Source organism: Streptomyces sp. CB01635 (genome assembly GCF_002803065.1).
In the GTDB taxonomy this organism is placed as follows: domain Bacteria; phylum Actinomycetota; class Actinomycetes; order Streptomycetales; family Streptomycetaceae; genus Streptomyces.
On record NZ_NNBL01000048.1, the window covers coordinates 1 to 14,357 of the forward strand.

Here is a 14,357-nt window from a genome sequence, read left to right on the forward strand (position 1 = left end):
CGGCTCCTCCGCACCCGGATCCTCACTCGACCATGAAGTTCACGGAACTCCAGACAGAGCCAAAACCGGTGAGCCTCAACAGGCGTTCACCGGAGAGCGGTGGAACGCGCAGAGATCAGTCTTCTCGCGAAGCGGGACGCCGCATCCTGCGCTCAACTTCCTTGCCCTGGTCATCCCGCAGGCCAGCCTCGAGGAGGTGGACGGCTTGGTAGGCGAGGATGCGGGCGGCGCGGAAGCCGGCTTCCATTCCGCCGACGCGGTCACGCAGCACCGGCAGACCCGACAGGGCTCCGTTGTAGCGGGGACGGCCTTTCAGGTAGCTGGTGGTGGTGTCGAGTACGGCTTCGTGGATACCGAGGCTGACGGCGGCTAGATTGGGGCGGCCGTAGAGGATGCTGCTGCGCTAGCCGACAGCCAGGCCCTGGCCGATGTCGCCGAGTGCGTTGTCCGCGCTGGACCCGACCGAGCTCATGCTTCGCCGAACCCCTGCTGACCTGCAGGCTTCAGCGAAGGCCCTGCTCGTGTACTGGGCTCCGTGGTCGGTCCCGACAGCACCTGGCTCGCCACCCGCAGCAACGCGGACACGACGGTGCGGCTATGGGACCGGGCCAGCGGACAGTGCACCACCACCCTCACCGGACACACCGACCGGGTGACCTCAGTGGCGATCTCACCCGACGGCACCTGGCTCGCCGTCAGCGGGGACACGACGCTGCGGCTGTGGGACCGGGCCAGCGGACGGTGCATCAAAACCCTCACCGCAGAATCCGGCCGGGTGGGCTCGGTGGCGATCTCACCCGACAGCACCTGGCTCGCCAGCGTGAGCAAAAGCGGAGAGATCCGTGTTTGCAACGTCCGCAGCAGAGCCATCGCAACGCTTGTGCGCACCGATGGCTCCTTGACGGGATGCACGTGGGCGAGCCACGGCCGGACCTTCGTGGCCGTTGGTATCCGTGGACTGCACCTCTTTGAGCTACGCACGTGACAGCACGTTGTTGGCCAGGCCGCACCACACAGCTGCCGCCCCATTCGTCGTCGCGGTGCGTGTGCGGGCACGCAGGCGGCCCGCTCGTCGCATCGGGTGGGCGCCGGTTGCCACGGTCCCGTCGGTGGCTCTGCTGCTCGTCGGGGTTCGAGGAGATCGACATCGCCGACATCCCCGACGTCCCGGATCTTCCCCGGGCTGTTTTCGGTCAGCCTGGGTCCGGGAAGGTGCCGAGCCGACTGATCGTGTCGGTGATCTCTTCCGTCCATGGCCAGTGGCGGGCGCATCGGAGGCGCCGTTGGCGTGCGGTCGCGATGAGTTGGGCAGCGGCGGAGAACAGCCGCAGCCTCCCACGGCAGCAGCGACCGGCAAGCCGAGGTCCGTGGCTTCCGGGGCGGGACAGCGTGACGGCGATGGTGCCGGCCGGGCCGGCACCAGTCGCGGTCACCTCATCACCCCACCGCTCGCACCCGGGCTGTTGGATCCAGGACCGGCCTTCGGAGACGGGTCGTGGTCTCGGACATAGACGGTGACTCGCGCCCCGTTGACACGGGTTGTTCCATACTCCCGGAAGTGGCGCCGCAGGGTGCTCGTTTTCGCTTCCTCCTGCGGGTTGGCCGGCGAGTGCACACCCACCGCGCGGACCGCGACGATCCGGTCGAATTGCAGCATGCGTGCCGCTATTTCCTGGGCGGGAAGCTCGACACCGGCAAGTGTGTTCGACGAAACGGGATCCTGTGCCAGGGCGAGATCTGTCAGAAGACGGGTGTCCTCGGGGTTGGCCGCGGTCAAGATCCGGTGTTGGCCGGCGAGATGGAGCAGCCCGTCGCCGGGACGGCCTTCCTTGCGTACGGCGGCGCCGATGGCGGTGACGTCATTGCTCCGGCTCTGGGGCGTCCTCAGCGAAAGGCTCGGCTGGACGAGCGCGGCCAGTACGGCAACCGCCACGATCCACGCGTAGCGGGAAGACCGCTGCCGCCGGAGGAAGTAATCCATGCAGGCGCCCAGCAGCAAGGCGATTCCGATATTGCTGTAGACCACATACCGGTCGACGAAAAGGGGCTTGACCAGTGAGGCGATCAGCAGCAGAAGGCCGGGAAGCACAAGAATCGGCACAGCCAGCACGGAAAGCCGAACGGGCCCCCTCACCCCCAGGGGTGCTCGGGCACACACCATGCCCACGACCGCCACCACCAGGAAATAACGAAGCCGCACCGGTACGCCGATCCAGGACACCTGCTCCGACTGCCCCGCACTGTAGATCGCCAGCGGCAACAGCCCGGCCACGACGCCCGCGGCAGCCACACTCCACGCTCTCAGCACCGGTCGTGGAACACGGGAGACGACCAGTGTGACGCCGTGTGCGACCAGGGCGAGGACCGCGAACTCATGGAGCAGACAGGCCAGCAGCATGGTGGAGCCATAGACCGCCCACCGCCACCGGGCGCGATGCGGGACGCTGACCACGAGCGCATAGGTGGCCCAGGTGACCAGGGCACAGACCATGGCGTACGAGCGGCCTTCCTGCGCGTACTTCTGTACCTGGGGAAGGAGCGAGAACACCAGCCCGGCCAGCAGCCCGGCACGGGGTCCCGCCAGGCGTAGCCCCAGAAGCCCGACTCCGCTCGCCGCCACGGCCATCGCCAGCACGGACGGCAGCCGCAACGTCAGCAGCCCTCCGCCGAAGAACCCGAAGATCTCATGCATCACGGCGTAGTAGAGGGCATGGACCAGATCAATATGCTGGGCGGTGAGCCATATCTGCGAAAGATCGCGGTGCGCGAGCTGATAGGTGACGGACTCGTCCCCCCACATGGTGTTCTTCCTGCGGATACCCCAGAGCCCCAGAGCGATGGTCAGCGCCAGGGGCGCGATGACGACAAGGGTCTCGGCCGGGCCCGATGATCGTCGACGGGCGGGTACGGGAGGGGAAACCGCCCTGGCGACGGCGGGGACACGTTCATCAACGGACATCGGCGACAGGGCCTTTCAGCAGTGGCGAAGACACTCCGCCAGCGTGCCCGGACCTCGTTGACCGGAGGCTGACCCAACCTGACCGGCCGATCAGGAAGGCGGGCCGGCGCTGTGCGAAGCTGCACCGCATGCGCATCCTGGTGGTCGAAGACGAGGTGGACCTTGCCCACACCCTGCACACCGGTCTGACCGCCGAGGGCTACAGCGTCGACCTCGCCCATGACGGCCGACAGGGACTGTGGATGGCCCGGACCGGCGAATACGCCCTTGTCGTACTGGACTTGATGCTGCCCGGACTCAACGGCTACAAGGTCTGCGCCCAACTGCGCCGGGAGGGCAACGCGACTCCCATCCTGGTACTCACCGCCAAGGACGGGGAGTGGGATCAGGCAGAGGCCCTGGACACGGGGGCCGACGACTACCTGGCCAAGCCCTTCTCCTACGTGGTGCTCGTCGCACGGCTGCGAGCCCTGGTCAGACGAGCGGCCACGGTCGCACCGCCCGTCCTTGCCGTGGGCGACCTCTCGTTGGATGTCGCCGGCCGGGTCTGCCGCCGGGCCGGGGCCCGGGTGGAACTCACGCCCAGGGAGTTCGCCGTGCTGGAGCTGCTGGCCCGCCGGGCGGGCCAGGCGGTCTCCAAAACGGATCTGCTCTATCACGCGTGGCCCGACGAAGCCCTGGATCCCAACCTGGTGGAGGCACGGGTCAGCGCATTGCGCAAGAAGGTGGACACCGCGTTCGGCCGACGGTCCCTGCAGACCGTACGGGGTACCGGCTACCGTCTGGTGGACGACCGTGAACGCGACTGAGCCGCGACGCCGCTGGTGGCCGCGTTCGGTACGAGCCCGCACGGCTCTGGCCGCCGCCTCGGCCGCCGTTGTCATCCTGGTCGGCATCGGCTGGTGGCTGCACCACGACGTCTACCGCCAGGGCACGCAGATCGCCGAAGGACAAGCCGAGCAACAGCTCTGGGCTCTTGTCGATCAGCTGAACGAGGGTGTGGTTCCCGCTCGCAGAGGCACTGTGCTGCCGTACGAGGTCGTCGCGACCGGCCGACGCACCGCTGTCGCCTACGGCGGAGGCATGGCCGCCTTCGATCCCGGCACCCGCCATGTGCTGCCCGCCCCATCGGAGGCCAGGGAGCCCGGAGGCTTGACGATCCTTCCCCTCCGCATACCGGTGCGCGACTCCAACTCTAGGGACAGGTTCGACATGGCCGGCAGGACCTACACGGTCATGTTCGCCGATATCAGCGCCGATGAACTCAGCAGTGACAAAGTCGCCGCTCTGGGCGTCGCCGCCGACGCCCACCTGCGGGTCTATGTGGTGGTGCTCCCGAACACAGCCAAGGCAATCGCCAAGACCACCGACCTCCTGCTGCTGCGGGCCGGGCTCGTCAGCCTCGTACTGATCGCCGCCGTCACCTACTTCGCCGTCCGCATCGCGCTGCGGCCGGTCGAAGCCATCCGTGTCCTCACCGCCTCGGTCACCGCGAGCGACCCTCGCGAACGTGTCACCGTCCCCGCCACGGGACACGAGATCACCGCCCTGGCCACCACCATCAACACCACCCTCCAGCGCCTCGACGACGCCGCCGCCCAGCAACGCCGCTTCGTCGCGGACGCCGCCCACGAACTACGCAGCCCCCTCACCACGCTGCTGGCCAGCCTGGAAGTCGCGCTCGCCTACCCGGAACGCACCGACTGGCCCGCCGCGGCCACCACCGCCGCACGACAGACCCGCCGCCTCCAGGCCCTCGCCGAAGACCTGCTGCTCCTCGCCCGCCTCGACACCCGCACCCCCATGGCCGGCCCCGAAACCGTCGACCTGGCAGCCCTCGCCTCCCGGCTGACCGAGCAATACCCCCTCGCCGAACGGCCGTTGACCCTCACCTGCGACAGCACCGCCCCCGCACACGTACACGGAAACCCCGACGAATACGAACGGCTGCTGCGCAACCTCATCGACAACGCCGCCCGCCACGCCGCACACCGCATCCAGATCACCGTCTGGAACCAGGACGCCTGGGTCGTCCTCACCGTGCACGACGACGGCCCGGGCGTGCCCACCGAGGACGCCGAGCGTATCTTCGAACGCTTCGTCCGGCTCGACGACGCCCGCTCCCGCGACAACGGAGGCACCGGCCTGGGCCTCGCCATCGCCCGCGACCTGGCCCACCGCCACCGAGGTACCCTCTCCCTCACCCCCCGGACCCTCGGAGCATGCTTCCAGCTACGCCTTCCCCGAGCCCTCGCCCCGGCCGAGGAATGACGCGCTTCACCGCGGCAGCCCTTCGGAACCGGAAGCCCACCAGATGACCACGCCCACCGCCACTGCCGCAGAAACGATCATCCACTTCACCCGCCACCTGGCTGAGCCCGGCTGCTGTGGACCTCCACCGCCCGACCCGCGCGCGGCTCGGAGATCACCTGCTGCAAGAAGCCCAAGGGCAAGAAGCTCCCGCCCGCGAAGAAGCAGGTCAACCAGCTGATCGGCGCAGAACGAGCCGTCTGCGAACACGCCTTCGCACACCTGAAGAACTGGCGGGTACTGACCCGGCTCCGCCTCAACGTGAAGCGGGCCACCCGGCTCGTCCGCGCGCTGATGGTCCTCAACTGGCACGAGATCGCCCGCTGACCGACGATCTTCACCGCAGACAGCCGCCGCCGACCAGCACGAGCATGACCTCACCCACCCATGCCACCCCCGTGACCTGCACGTTCAAGATGAACACAACTCTTTGGGCACAGCGAAGGCCAGGTATCTGTCGATGGCCGAGACGATCACGGCCCGGGACTCGTCGGCCGCCCGGTCGGGCTCCAGGGTCTTGCGCAGCCGCGAGACCTAGGTGCGCAGCACGGGCACGGCCGCCGTCGGAGGGTCCTTACCCCATACGGCGTGGACGATCTCGGCGGGTGGTGACATGGCGCTCGCGCCGCGACGGCAGCGCCGCCGGCACCACACGCTGCTGAGGCGAGCGGAGGATCAGCTCCTCCTCGCCCCGCCATATCAGGGGTGCCCCCGGCGAAGCGCAGGGAGGCTTCGGTAGCTTTCCCACATCTTGGCTATGGCTGCGCGGGCTCCGTTCCGGTTCGCTGTGTTTCCCTCAGGCGCTCGCGCCTCGCGCTTCCCCGCCGCCGCTTCCCGTAACACCTCCGCAGCCGCTGGACAGAGCATCCGCTAATGGCGGCCGCGGAGACTGCGCGAGCTGCGGGCCTCACGGATTTCCTTACGCCGACCGCCTACCGCCACGGCCCGGACGACGGCTACGTAGCGTCCCGGCCGTCTCCGAGATGCTCGTCCAAGAAGTGCTCCACTGCGTGGTACACGGCGATCAAGTTCTCCGGGTTCTCGATGGAGTGCCCTTCGTCCGCCATGAGTATGTACTCGACGGGGACCCCACGCGCCCGGAGGGCCTGGACCATGTTGTCGGATTCTGCCTGCGCTACCCGGGCGTCATTGGCGCCTTGGGCGATGAGCAGCGGTGTACGGGCCTGGTCCACCTGGCTGATCGGTGAGCGGGCCAGCATGTCGGCCTCCTGCTGCGGATCCGCGGGGTCGCCGACCCAGCGGAACCAGTTGGCGGCAAGGGCCGGCTGGACGAATTCCGGCTGGTTGCGCAGGAAGTTGGCGAGGTCAGAGACCCCGAAGATGTCCACCGCAGCAGCGAAGACATCGGGCGTGAAGGTGACTCCGACCAGTGCCGCATAGCCACCGTAGGAGCCGCCCAAGATCGCCACCCGGTCCGGGTCCGCGTATCCCTGCTGGATGGCCCAGTTCACACCGTCGATCAGGTCGTCGTGCATTTTGCCGGCCAACTCCCCGATGCCGGCCTTCATGAACGACTTGCCGTACCCCGTGGAGCTGCGGAAGTTCACCTGAAGCACCGCGTAGCCCCGGTTGGCCAGCAGTTGGACGAGAGGGTTGAACCCCCAGCTGTCTCGGTCCCAGGGACCGCCGTGCACGAGCAGGACCAGCGGCAGCCGGTGCGGCTCTGTCCCGATTGGCAGTGTCAGGTGGGAGGGGAGCGCGAGACCGTCCCGAGCGGTGATCGTCACCGGTGTCATCGGTGCCAGCTGCTCGGGATCCAGGTGGCCAAGGGGCCGGAACAGTAGGCGGCTCTCGCCCGAGGAGTGGTCGTAGAAGTATGTGGCCCCGGGGTCGCGGTCGTGGGTGAAGCTGACGACCCACCGCTGCTCGCTCTCGTCGGACGAGATGTGGGCCAGGTCGCCATCGGACAGATTCCTCAGGTTCTCCAAGACCTCGGCAAAGTGCGGGTCCAGTGCGTTGATCACCAGTCGTTCCCCGAGGTAGCGAACTCCGATGAGCTCGCCGGTACGCCGGCTGAAGATGAGCGGCGAGGGCAGTGCGGGAAAGACACGGGCTCGTGTGTCCAGGTCGTACTGCGGGTGGGAGTCGACCTCCGTCTCCTCGCCGGTTTCTGCATCCAACCGGGCCAGGCGGAGTCTGTCCGAGCCCCGGTTCGAACCGAAGAGAACGCCGGCGTCGGCGGTAACTTCCAGCGGATAGACGCCCAGCGGATAGTCCGCACCGTCGAACTGCGCGATGTGGCGCAACGTCTGCGTGGCCTCGTTCCAGCGCGAGAGGTTGAGGTCGCCCTGTTCGGTGACGTCGCTGGTGAAGGGGTCTCCGCTGCCGCCATAAAAGAGGGTGGTGGCAGCGCCTCCGGGGTTCTCCGCGAGGGTCTGCAGGTCACCGGTGGCGATGTCCAGCTCGAAGAGGTCGAACGCGGCGGGGTTCCGGCTGTTCGAGGAGAACACCGCCTTCCCCGGCTGCGCGGCGGGCAGCTTCAGATCCATGATGCGTGCGCCGGGGAAAGGGGTCAGGTCAGTAGCCCCTGCGTCCGGGTCTTCGAGATCGACGCGGTACAGGTGCCGGTTCTCGTCGCCCCCCTGGTCCCGGGTATAGAGCAGCCACCTCGGATCGTCGGTCCAGTGATAGCTCAGCAGGTTGCGGTCCTCGGAGGTGACCCGCCGCGCGTCCCCGGGCGCGTCGACACTCTCGATCCACAGGTTCAGGTGGTTCCCCCAAGGAGCCAGGTACGCGATCTTGGTGCCGTCCGGCGAGAGGGAGGCCCTCGAACGGATGGGAGGGGCAAAGAGCTCCTCGACGCTGATCGGCTTCGGCAGTGCCATGTGGGTCCTTCCTGTGGCTGTCCCCGGACAGCGAGTGATGAGGCCCTGAAGATGGTCGGCAAGGGCTCTGAGTGGGTCCGCAGCCTGGAGCCGGTCACCGTTCAGCGATCGAAGGCTGTCACTTAATGACATTGTCACTAAGTGACAGCAATGGCAAGTGCGCCACATGTCCAGCCGCTGCGGGCCGTCGATTGCAGCCTCACCTCCCCAGGGCGACCGCTCGGCCGACAGTGAACTCGTGGCGCAGGTCACATGCGCGGGGGGGTGGGCAATTCTGTCACTAAGCGTCACTATTGCAGTTAGTGACACGATGGTGAGGTCGCACAAGATGGACTTCGGGAGAGTTGGCGGCCATGAAGATCACGAGCTTCCTGCTGTGAGTCGGGTGACCGTGGTGCGGATTCATGGCGCCTTCGAGCGGCTGCAGTCCCGCCGAGTCAGGAAAAGCGCTACGCCGACAGGTCGACGGCCGAGGTCGGCGAACCCGATATGCCGTCAACGGCCCTTGTGGATCGCGCCATGCAGTAGGAACTGGTCCTGTTGCCACGTATTCAAGGAGTTCGCATGGATCTCACGCTTCCGCAGCAGATCTACCTGTGCACCTACGCCTTCACGAAGAATAAGTTTCCGGCCACTCTTCTGCAGTTCCGCGGGCAGCGGGTGCGCGCTGCTGCCCTGACCGAGCTAGTCCTTGCGGGACAGGCTGAGACCGACGGGCGCCGGGTTCGCGCACTTGGAGACCAATCACCGACGGATCCGTTTCTTGCCTCTGTGTGGGAAGAGCTGCACGCGAGACCGAAAAAGTGGATGGCACTGGTGCACAACACCGCGCACAAGGCTGAGAAACCGGTCGAAAACCAGCTGACGGCTGCTGGGATTATCGAAAAGAAGACCGGCCGCACCTTGAGTCTGCTTGGAGGGAGCAAAGTTGTCTTGCGGCGGGAAGAGGAGGCCCGAGCTGTGCAGCAAGTATTGCGCACGCGGGTCACCACCACTCCCGACCCGTCCACTCTGCCCCTGGCGCAAGTGGCACTGCCGGTGATCGCCCTGGAGAGCGACGCGACCATGGGGGTCGTACTGAACCGTTCCGAGCGCCGCATTCACAAGGATACGCTTGAGGAACTCGCCAAGAAATTCGATCGAGAAATACCGGGCCTGCGCAAAGCCCTGTCAAACTCGGTGCTTTCCAGTCGGGCTGTCGGCGGCGGATGGAGCTGAGCAAGACAAACCTAAAAATGCGCACGTCCGCAGAATGCGAGCCTAATAAGAGCTCGTAACAGGATCTTGACGGGTCCTGGTCGGGCGTGACTGTTGTGACGATCTGACCGTCTGGGTGGGTGTGACGACTCGGCCGTGGATCGTAGACGACGCCTTGTGGGCAGTGAGCGAACCGCTGTTGTCGCCCTGGCCCGAGCGGTCGCCGGGGCCGAAACCGGTGCCGGACCGGTTGTGCCTGCAGGGCATCCTGTACGTCGTGCACCAGGACATCGCGTGGCAACTCCTGCCGTTGGAGCTGGGGTTTGGTTCAGGGCAGACCTGTTGGTGGCGCCTGGATCGCTGGCAACAGGCCGGAGTTTTCGACGAGTTACACCGCATCTTGCTCGCAAAGCTGAGCGCGGTCGGCGAGCTCGACTGGTCCCGGGCGTGCGTGGACGGCTCCCATGTCCGCGCGAAAAGGGGGGAGCCGCGACCGGCCCGTCGCCGGTCGACCGGCGCAAGACGGGCAGCAAGCACCACCTGATCTGCGACGGGAAGGGCATTCCGCTCCACGTCGTCACCACCGCGGCAAACGTCAACGACATCACGCAGACCCTTGCCCTAGTCGACGGCATCCCGCCGGTGGCCGGGCGTCCAGGGCACCCCCGCCGGCGCCCCGACGCCGTGCTGGGCGACAACGCGTACGACTCCCGGGCTATCCGCCGTGAACTGCGCAAACGCCGGATCATGCCGGTGATCTCCCGCAAGGGCGTCCCGAACATCAAGGGCCTGGGCAAGCTCCGCTACGTCGTCGAGCAGACCTTCGCCCTGCTCCACCAGTTCAAGCGCCTGGCCGTGCGCTGGGAGCGACGCCTCGAACTTCACGACGCCTTCGTCTCGTTGGGCTGTAGCCTCATCTGCTGGAGGCGGCTTAGGAAGGCCGGATCACATCCGCGTTAGGAGCTTACGAGGTCACCGTGGCCCCTCATGAAGCGTCCGCCGCGCGACACCGTTGGATGAGCTCGGTGGTGGAGACACCGGCCGTGTACCGCACAAGCCGCAGCTTCCCCGCATCGGCCACAGGACCGAAGACCTCTTCGACCGCGTCAGCCGTGAGGTCGTCACCGTGCACGACCACGTCGATGCCGTGCCGGTCCAGGAACTCGTTCGTGACACGGTAGGGCGCGTCCGGGAGCACCACATCGACGTACCGGCACGCCTCGATCACCGCGATCCGCTCCGCCAGCGTCATGATGGGCCTGCGCTTGTACCCGGCCACGATCTCGTCCGAGAGCACCCCAACCATCAGCCGCTCCCCGAAGTCCCGCGCGGCCCTGAGCAGCGCGACGTGTCCCGGGTGGAACAGGTCCCCGACCATGTCGACGTAGACGGTCCCGCGCTCAGCCATGCCTGTTGCCCTCTCGACGGTCCCAAGCCGACCAAGACTGGGCCAACCGCCCCCGCTCCGTCAACCATCCGCCGGTCGGCGCCCGAAGCGGCTCAAGAAGGCTCACTCATGATCTTGTTACGAGCTCTTAAGTCCGATGTATTCAGTGATCGAATGCGACCAGCGACCGCGTGCTCGGGGCGCCGGTCTTGTGGTTGCGTCAGAGCGGCGGCCATGGCGAGGATGCGCTGGGCGACACGGACGGCGACGCCCTCGAAGGTCCGTCCGCCGTGCTGCTCCAGGTCCAACTGTCCCTTGAGGGTGTCGTTCACGGACTCGATCAGCTGCCGCACCGACTTGAGCGGGCCCTCGCCCTTGCGCTTCTTCTCCCGCTTGAACGAGGGCCGCAGCAGTTCGGCCCCACGCATGACCAGGTCATTCTCGAACTCCTTGGAGGCGAAGCCCTTGTCCGCGATGATCAGCAGTCCGGGCCGGTCGGCGACCAGGTCTTCATCGACGTCGAGCATGGCCTGGAGCACTTCGCGTTCGTCGAGTTTCGGGTTCGCCAGCGCCCACAGGATCGCTCCCGAGCCCCCGGAAGCTGACGTCGAGGTCGTCGACGTCCTGTCTGACGACGTCAGCCCAGAGGAACGCCGCGCTCTGGTCGAGCGAGAGCAGCAGGACCACTCGGCACCTGGGTCGGCGGCCAGGCCGCATACGTGTCGGGGCTGCACCAGCAGCTGTCAGACATCGCCAACGGCTTCCCGCCCCTACTCCCGGCTCGGGGTTGGCGCCACCTCTTCCCCCAGGGACTTCCACCCCCAAGCAATCACCCATGCTGGGCGCGTACACGGAAGGGGTTTGACGACGGCCGTCGTCAAACCCCTTCCGTGTACGCGGGCGGTCGGTAATTCCGGTCGCGCGGTGGCGTCGATGGGATAGCCTGTCCGGGATTTCGCGCGGCAGGTTGTCTGCCGCCCCGTTCGGCGCGCTCGGCGTCGACACGCACCGCGTGCCCTGCCCGGAAGGAGGCGAGAGACATGGACCGTGCTGAATGCGTTGCGGCCATAGTTGCCTCCGGCCGTGTGCCCTCCCTCCTCTGCGGCGCGCGGTAACTCTTCCCCCTTCTTGTTTCTTGTCTTCGGCATCTTCCTGAGATGCCGCGTCACGAGATGTCCTGGCCTGCGCGGTTCGTCGCCGCGCGGGCCGTGGGGGCGCGTGCCCGAAGACGGGCCCTTCTTTTGCTGGTCACCGTGATCTCGGCGCGCTCCGCCTCACGACCAGCAAGAGCGCCGGCGTGAGTGACACGCGGCTGGTGAGGCAAGCCCCGGGTGCTGTCCGCGGTTCCCGCTGCCCCACCGCCATGCCGTGTCCCCGTGCTGCGTGCACCGGCCCGTCGTCATCACTGCGACCGTCCCTGGCCGGCTGTCTCGACAGCACTTCGACACGAAACGTGCGTGATCGCCATGAGCAAGAAACGTCCCGGAGGGGAATCCCTCCCGTCCGCCCCTTCCCCCGCCCCTTCCACGGCAACCGACCGTTCCCCGGAGCGCGAGGTTCCCGCCGCGACTCCGGATCCGGCACCGGCACCGGCACCGGATCCGAAGCGCTGGTGGGCGCTGGCCGTCATCGCCCTCGCCCAGCTGATGGTGATCCTTGACGGCACCATCGTGAACATCGCGCTGCCCTCCGCCCAGCACTCTCTCGGCATGTCCGACGCCGACCGGCAGTGGGTGATCACCGCCTACACGCTGGCCTTCGGCGGGCTGCTGCTGCTCGGCGGCCGGATCGCCGATCTGCTGGGCCGCAAGCGCACCTTCGTCATCGGCCTGGCCGGGTTCGCCGCGGCCTCCGCGCTGGGCGGCGCGGCGGCCGGTCCCGGGATGCTGTTCGCGGCGCGGGCCCTGCAGGGTGCGTTCGCGGCGGTCCTGGCGCCCTCGGCCCTGTCGCTGCTGACGACGACGTTCACCGACCCCAAGGAGCGGGCCAGGGCGTTCGGGGTCTACGGTGCGCTGGCCGGCGGCGGCAGCGCGGTCGGGCTGATCGTGGGCGGTCTGCTGACCGAGTACCTGAACTGGCGCTGGTCCCTGTACGTCAACGTGCCCATCGCGCTGGCCGCCCTGCTCGGCGCACCGGCCTTCCTGCGCGACCGCTCCGGCCGCCGGGGCGGGCACCTGGATGTGCCGGGCGCGCTGCTGGGCTGCGGCGGGCTCGTCGCCCTCGTGTACGGCTTCAGCGAGGCCGAACCTCGCGGCTGGACCAGCCCGTCGGTGCTCACGCTGCTCGTGGCCGGCGTGATCTTGCTCGCCGCGTTCGTGTGGTGGCAGAGCCGCGCGGCGAGCCCGCTGCTGCCGCTGCGCATCGTCAAGGACCGTGTCCGGGCCGGATCGCTCGCGACGATGGGCTTGGCCACCATCGGCATGTTCGGCGTCTTCCTGTTCCTGACGTACTACCTGCAGGTCGTCCTCGGCTACCCGCCGGTGCGGACGGGCCTGGCCTTCGTGCCTATTTCGGCCGGTATCGTCATCGGCGCGACCCAGATCGCGGCCCGCCTGCTGCCACGCACGGCGCCGCGCACCTTGATGTCGTCCGGCATGGTGCTGGCCGCCGTCGGCATGGTGCTGCTCAGCAGCCTGACCGTGCATGCGCAGTACGTCCCGCACGTGCTGCCCTCCCTTCTGCTGCTCGGTCTGGGCATGGGCCTGACCTTCATGCCGGTCTACGCGACGGCCACCGCTGGCGTGCCCGCGCAGGACGCCGGTGTGGCCTCGGCTGTCCTCAACACCGTTCAGCAGATGGGCGCTTCGCTGGGCACCGTACTGCTCAACACGATCGCCACCGGCGCCGCCAGCCGTTACGTCCACTCGCACGTGCACGATCCGGCCCACGGCGGCGCGACCCTCGACGAAGGCATGGTGCACGGCTTCTCCGTCGCCTACTGGTGCTCGGCGGGCGTCCTGCTGCTCGCCGCCCTGGTGGCGGGCCTCACCGTACGGCCCAAGACGCCGAAGCACGCCGGAGACGACGCACCGGCCTAGCGAGCCGGGGCGTCTCCCGCCACCGTCCGCCTCCCCCCTCGAAGGATCCTCCATGAAACCCCTGACCGAGCACGACATCCGTACGTCGTTCGCCAACTGCTCGAAGGGCGAGGCCAAACGCCTCCCCCTGCCCAAGAACCTGGCGGACCTCGACCACTGGGACGACCTGGACTTCCTGGGCTGGTTCGATCTGTCCGCGCCCGATCGCAAGTATCTCGTCGTCGAACGCGCCGATGAACTCGTCGGCCTGTCCCTGCGCTCCGCTTCCGGCAACCGCGGATTCCTGCGCCGCAGCCTGTGCTCGCTGTGCCTGACCACGCATCCCGGCAGCGGCGTCTCCCTCATGACCGCCCCCAAGGCAGGCCCGGCCGGCCGCGCAGGCAACTCGGTGGGCCTCTATATCTGCACCGACCTGGACTGCTCGTTGTACGTACGGGGCAGGAAGAAGGCGGCACCGGGCGGGCGCATGGAGGAGTCCCTCACTGTCGAGCAGCAGATCGAGCGCCTGCGCGGCAACCTCGACGCGTTCGTGGAGCGGGTCTTCCACTGAGGCCGACAGGGGCTCGACGGCCATCGTCGCCGAGCCCCTGTCCACTCCTTGAACCGCCGTCTCCTCGCGG

At 67.7% G+C, this 14,357-nt stretch carries 12 protein-coding genes and 2 pseudogenes; 8 read left to right on the forward strand and 6 right to left on the reverse strand.

What is annotated here, in order from left to right; all coding sequences use genetic code 11:
- Positions 1-115: 115 nt before the first annotated feature.
- Entirely contained in the window at positions 116-394 is a 279-nt protein-coding gene (locus CG723_RS49470; protein WP_100599307.1) for an acyl-CoA dehydrogenase family protein, read from the reverse strand.
- Between the two features lie 141 nt (positions 395-535).
- Here CG723_RS49470 and CG723_RS44740 point away from each other — a divergent pair, with 141 nt between their 5' ends.
- Positions 536-985, forward strand: coding sequence for a WD40 repeat domain-containing protein (locus tag CG723_RS44740; protein WP_100599308.1), 450 nt, complete (start codon positions 536-538; stop codon positions 983-985).
- Positions 986-1,193: 208 nt separating this feature from the next.
- Here CG723_RS44740 and CG723_RS49475 read toward each other — a convergent pair.
- A pseudogene (locus CG723_RS49475) lies at positions 1,194-1,340 on the reverse strand (IS1380 family transposase); the annotation flags it as partial.
- Positions 1,341-1,429: 89 nt separating this feature from the next.
- On the reverse strand, positions 1,430-2,959 hold the full coding sequence (locus tag CG723_RS44745; protein ID WP_159032717.1) for a glycosyltransferase family 39 protein: 1,530 nt from the start codon (positions 2,957-2,959) through the stop codon (positions 1,430-1,432).
- Positions 2,960-3,087: 128 nt separating this feature from the next.
- On the opposite strand from CG723_RS44745, the gene CG723_RS44750 reads away from it, so the two are divergent.
- The 3 genes from CG723_RS44750 (at position 3,088) to CG723_RS49480 (ending at position 5,596) form a co-directional block, all read left to right on the forward strand.
- Entirely contained in the window at positions 3,088-3,768 is a 681-nt protein-coding gene (locus CG723_RS44750; RefSeq protein WP_100599310.1) for a response regulator transcription factor, read from the forward strand.
- Entirely contained in the window at positions 3,755-5,230 is a 1,476-nt protein-coding gene (locus tag CG723_RS44755) for a sensor histidine kinase (RefSeq protein ID WP_100599311.1), read from the forward strand. Before CG723_RS44750 ends, CG723_RS44755 begins: the two co-directional genes overlap by 14 nt.
- A 153-nt stretch (positions 5,231-5,383) precedes the next feature.
- Complete coding sequence (locus CG723_RS49480; protein ID WP_442802648.1) at positions 5,384-5,596, forward strand: transposase family protein; 213 nt, start codon at positions 5,384-5,386, stop codon at positions 5,594-5,596.
- Between the two features lie 629 nt (positions 5,597-6,225).
- Here the strand turns inward: CG723_RS49480 and CG723_RS44765 are convergent.
- Entirely contained in the window at positions 6,226-8,115 is a 1,890-nt protein-coding gene (locus CG723_RS44765; protein WP_100599312.1) for a S9 family peptidase, read from the reverse strand.
- Positions 8,116-8,679: 564 nt separating this feature from the next.
- On the opposite strand from CG723_RS44765, the gene CG723_RS44770 reads away from it, so the two are divergent.
- Both CG723_RS44770 and CG723_RS44775 read left to right on the forward strand, forming a co-directional pair.
- Entirely contained in the window at positions 8,680-9,333 is a 654-nt protein-coding gene (locus tag CG723_RS44770) for a GOLPH3/VPS74 family protein (protein ID WP_100599313.1), read from the forward strand.
- A gap of 139 nt (positions 9,334-9,472) precedes the next feature.
- Positions 9,473-10,272, forward strand: a protein-coding gene (locus CG723_RS44775; protein ID WP_442802649.1) for an IS5 family transposase whose coding sequence is annotated in 2 segments (ribosomal slippage) — positions 9,473-9,788 and positions 9,788-10,272 — 801 coding nt in all. Because the reading frame shifts where the segments join, the coding sequence is not laid out codon by codon here.
- Between the two features lie 25 nt (positions 10,273-10,297).
- Here CG723_RS44775 and CG723_RS44780 read toward each other — a convergent pair.
- Both CG723_RS44780 and CG723_RS44785 read right to left on the reverse strand, forming a co-directional pair.
- Complete coding sequence (locus tag CG723_RS44780) at positions 10,298-10,720, reverse strand: adenylyltransferase/cytidyltransferase family protein (protein ID WP_100599314.1); 423 nt, start codon at positions 10,718-10,720, stop codon at positions 10,298-10,300.
- A gap of 142 nt (positions 10,721-10,862) precedes the next feature.
- A pseudogene (locus CG723_RS44785) lies at positions 10,863-11,280 on the reverse strand (IS982 family transposase); the annotation flags it as partial.
- Positions 11,281-12,165: 885 nt separating this feature from the next.
- Here CG723_RS44785 and CG723_RS44790 point away from each other — a divergent pair.
- Positions 12,166-13,737, forward strand: coding sequence for an MFS transporter (locus CG723_RS44790; RefSeq protein ID WP_199842129.1), 1,572 nt, complete (start codon positions 12,166-12,168; stop codon positions 13,735-13,737).
- 52 nt (positions 13,738-13,789) lie between these two features.
- Positions 13,790-14,287: an FBP domain-containing protein gene (locus CG723_RS44795; RefSeq protein ID WP_100599315.1), complete on the forward strand. Its 498-nt coding sequence runs from the start codon at positions 13,790-13,792 to the stop codon at positions 14,285-14,287.
- Positions 14,288-14,357: the final 70 nt, after the last annotated feature.

Bases quoted from the DNA above. Each gene is read 5' to 3' on its own strand.
- CG723_RS44745 (WP_159032717.1), bottom strand. From the start codon at position 2,959: ATGTCCGTTGATGAACGTGTCCCCGCCGTCGCCAGGGCGGTTTCCCCT.
- CG723_RS44750 (WP_100599310.1), top strand. From the start codon at position 3,088: ATGCGCATCCTGGTGGTCGAAGACGAGGTGGACCTTGCCCACACCCTG.
- CG723_RS44765 (WP_100599312.1), bottom strand. From the start codon at position 8,115: ATGGCACTGCCGAAGCCGATCAGCGTCGAGGAGCTCTTTGCCCCTCCC.
- CG723_RS44770 (WP_100599313.1), top strand. From the start codon at position 8,680: ATGGATCTCACGCTTCCGCAGCAGATCTACCTGTGCACCTACGCCTTC.
- CG723_RS44780 (WP_100599314.1), bottom strand. From the start codon at position 10,720: ATGGCTGAGCGCGGGACCGTCTACGTCGACATGGTCGGGGACCTGTTC.
- CG723_RS44790 (WP_199842129.1), top strand. From the start codon at position 12,166: ATGAGCAAGAAACGTCCCGGAGGGGAATCCCTCCCGTCCGCCCCTTCC.
- CG723_RS44795 (WP_100599315.1), top strand. From the start codon at position 13,790: ATGAAACCCCTGACCGAGCACGACATCCGTACGTCGTTCGCCAACTGC.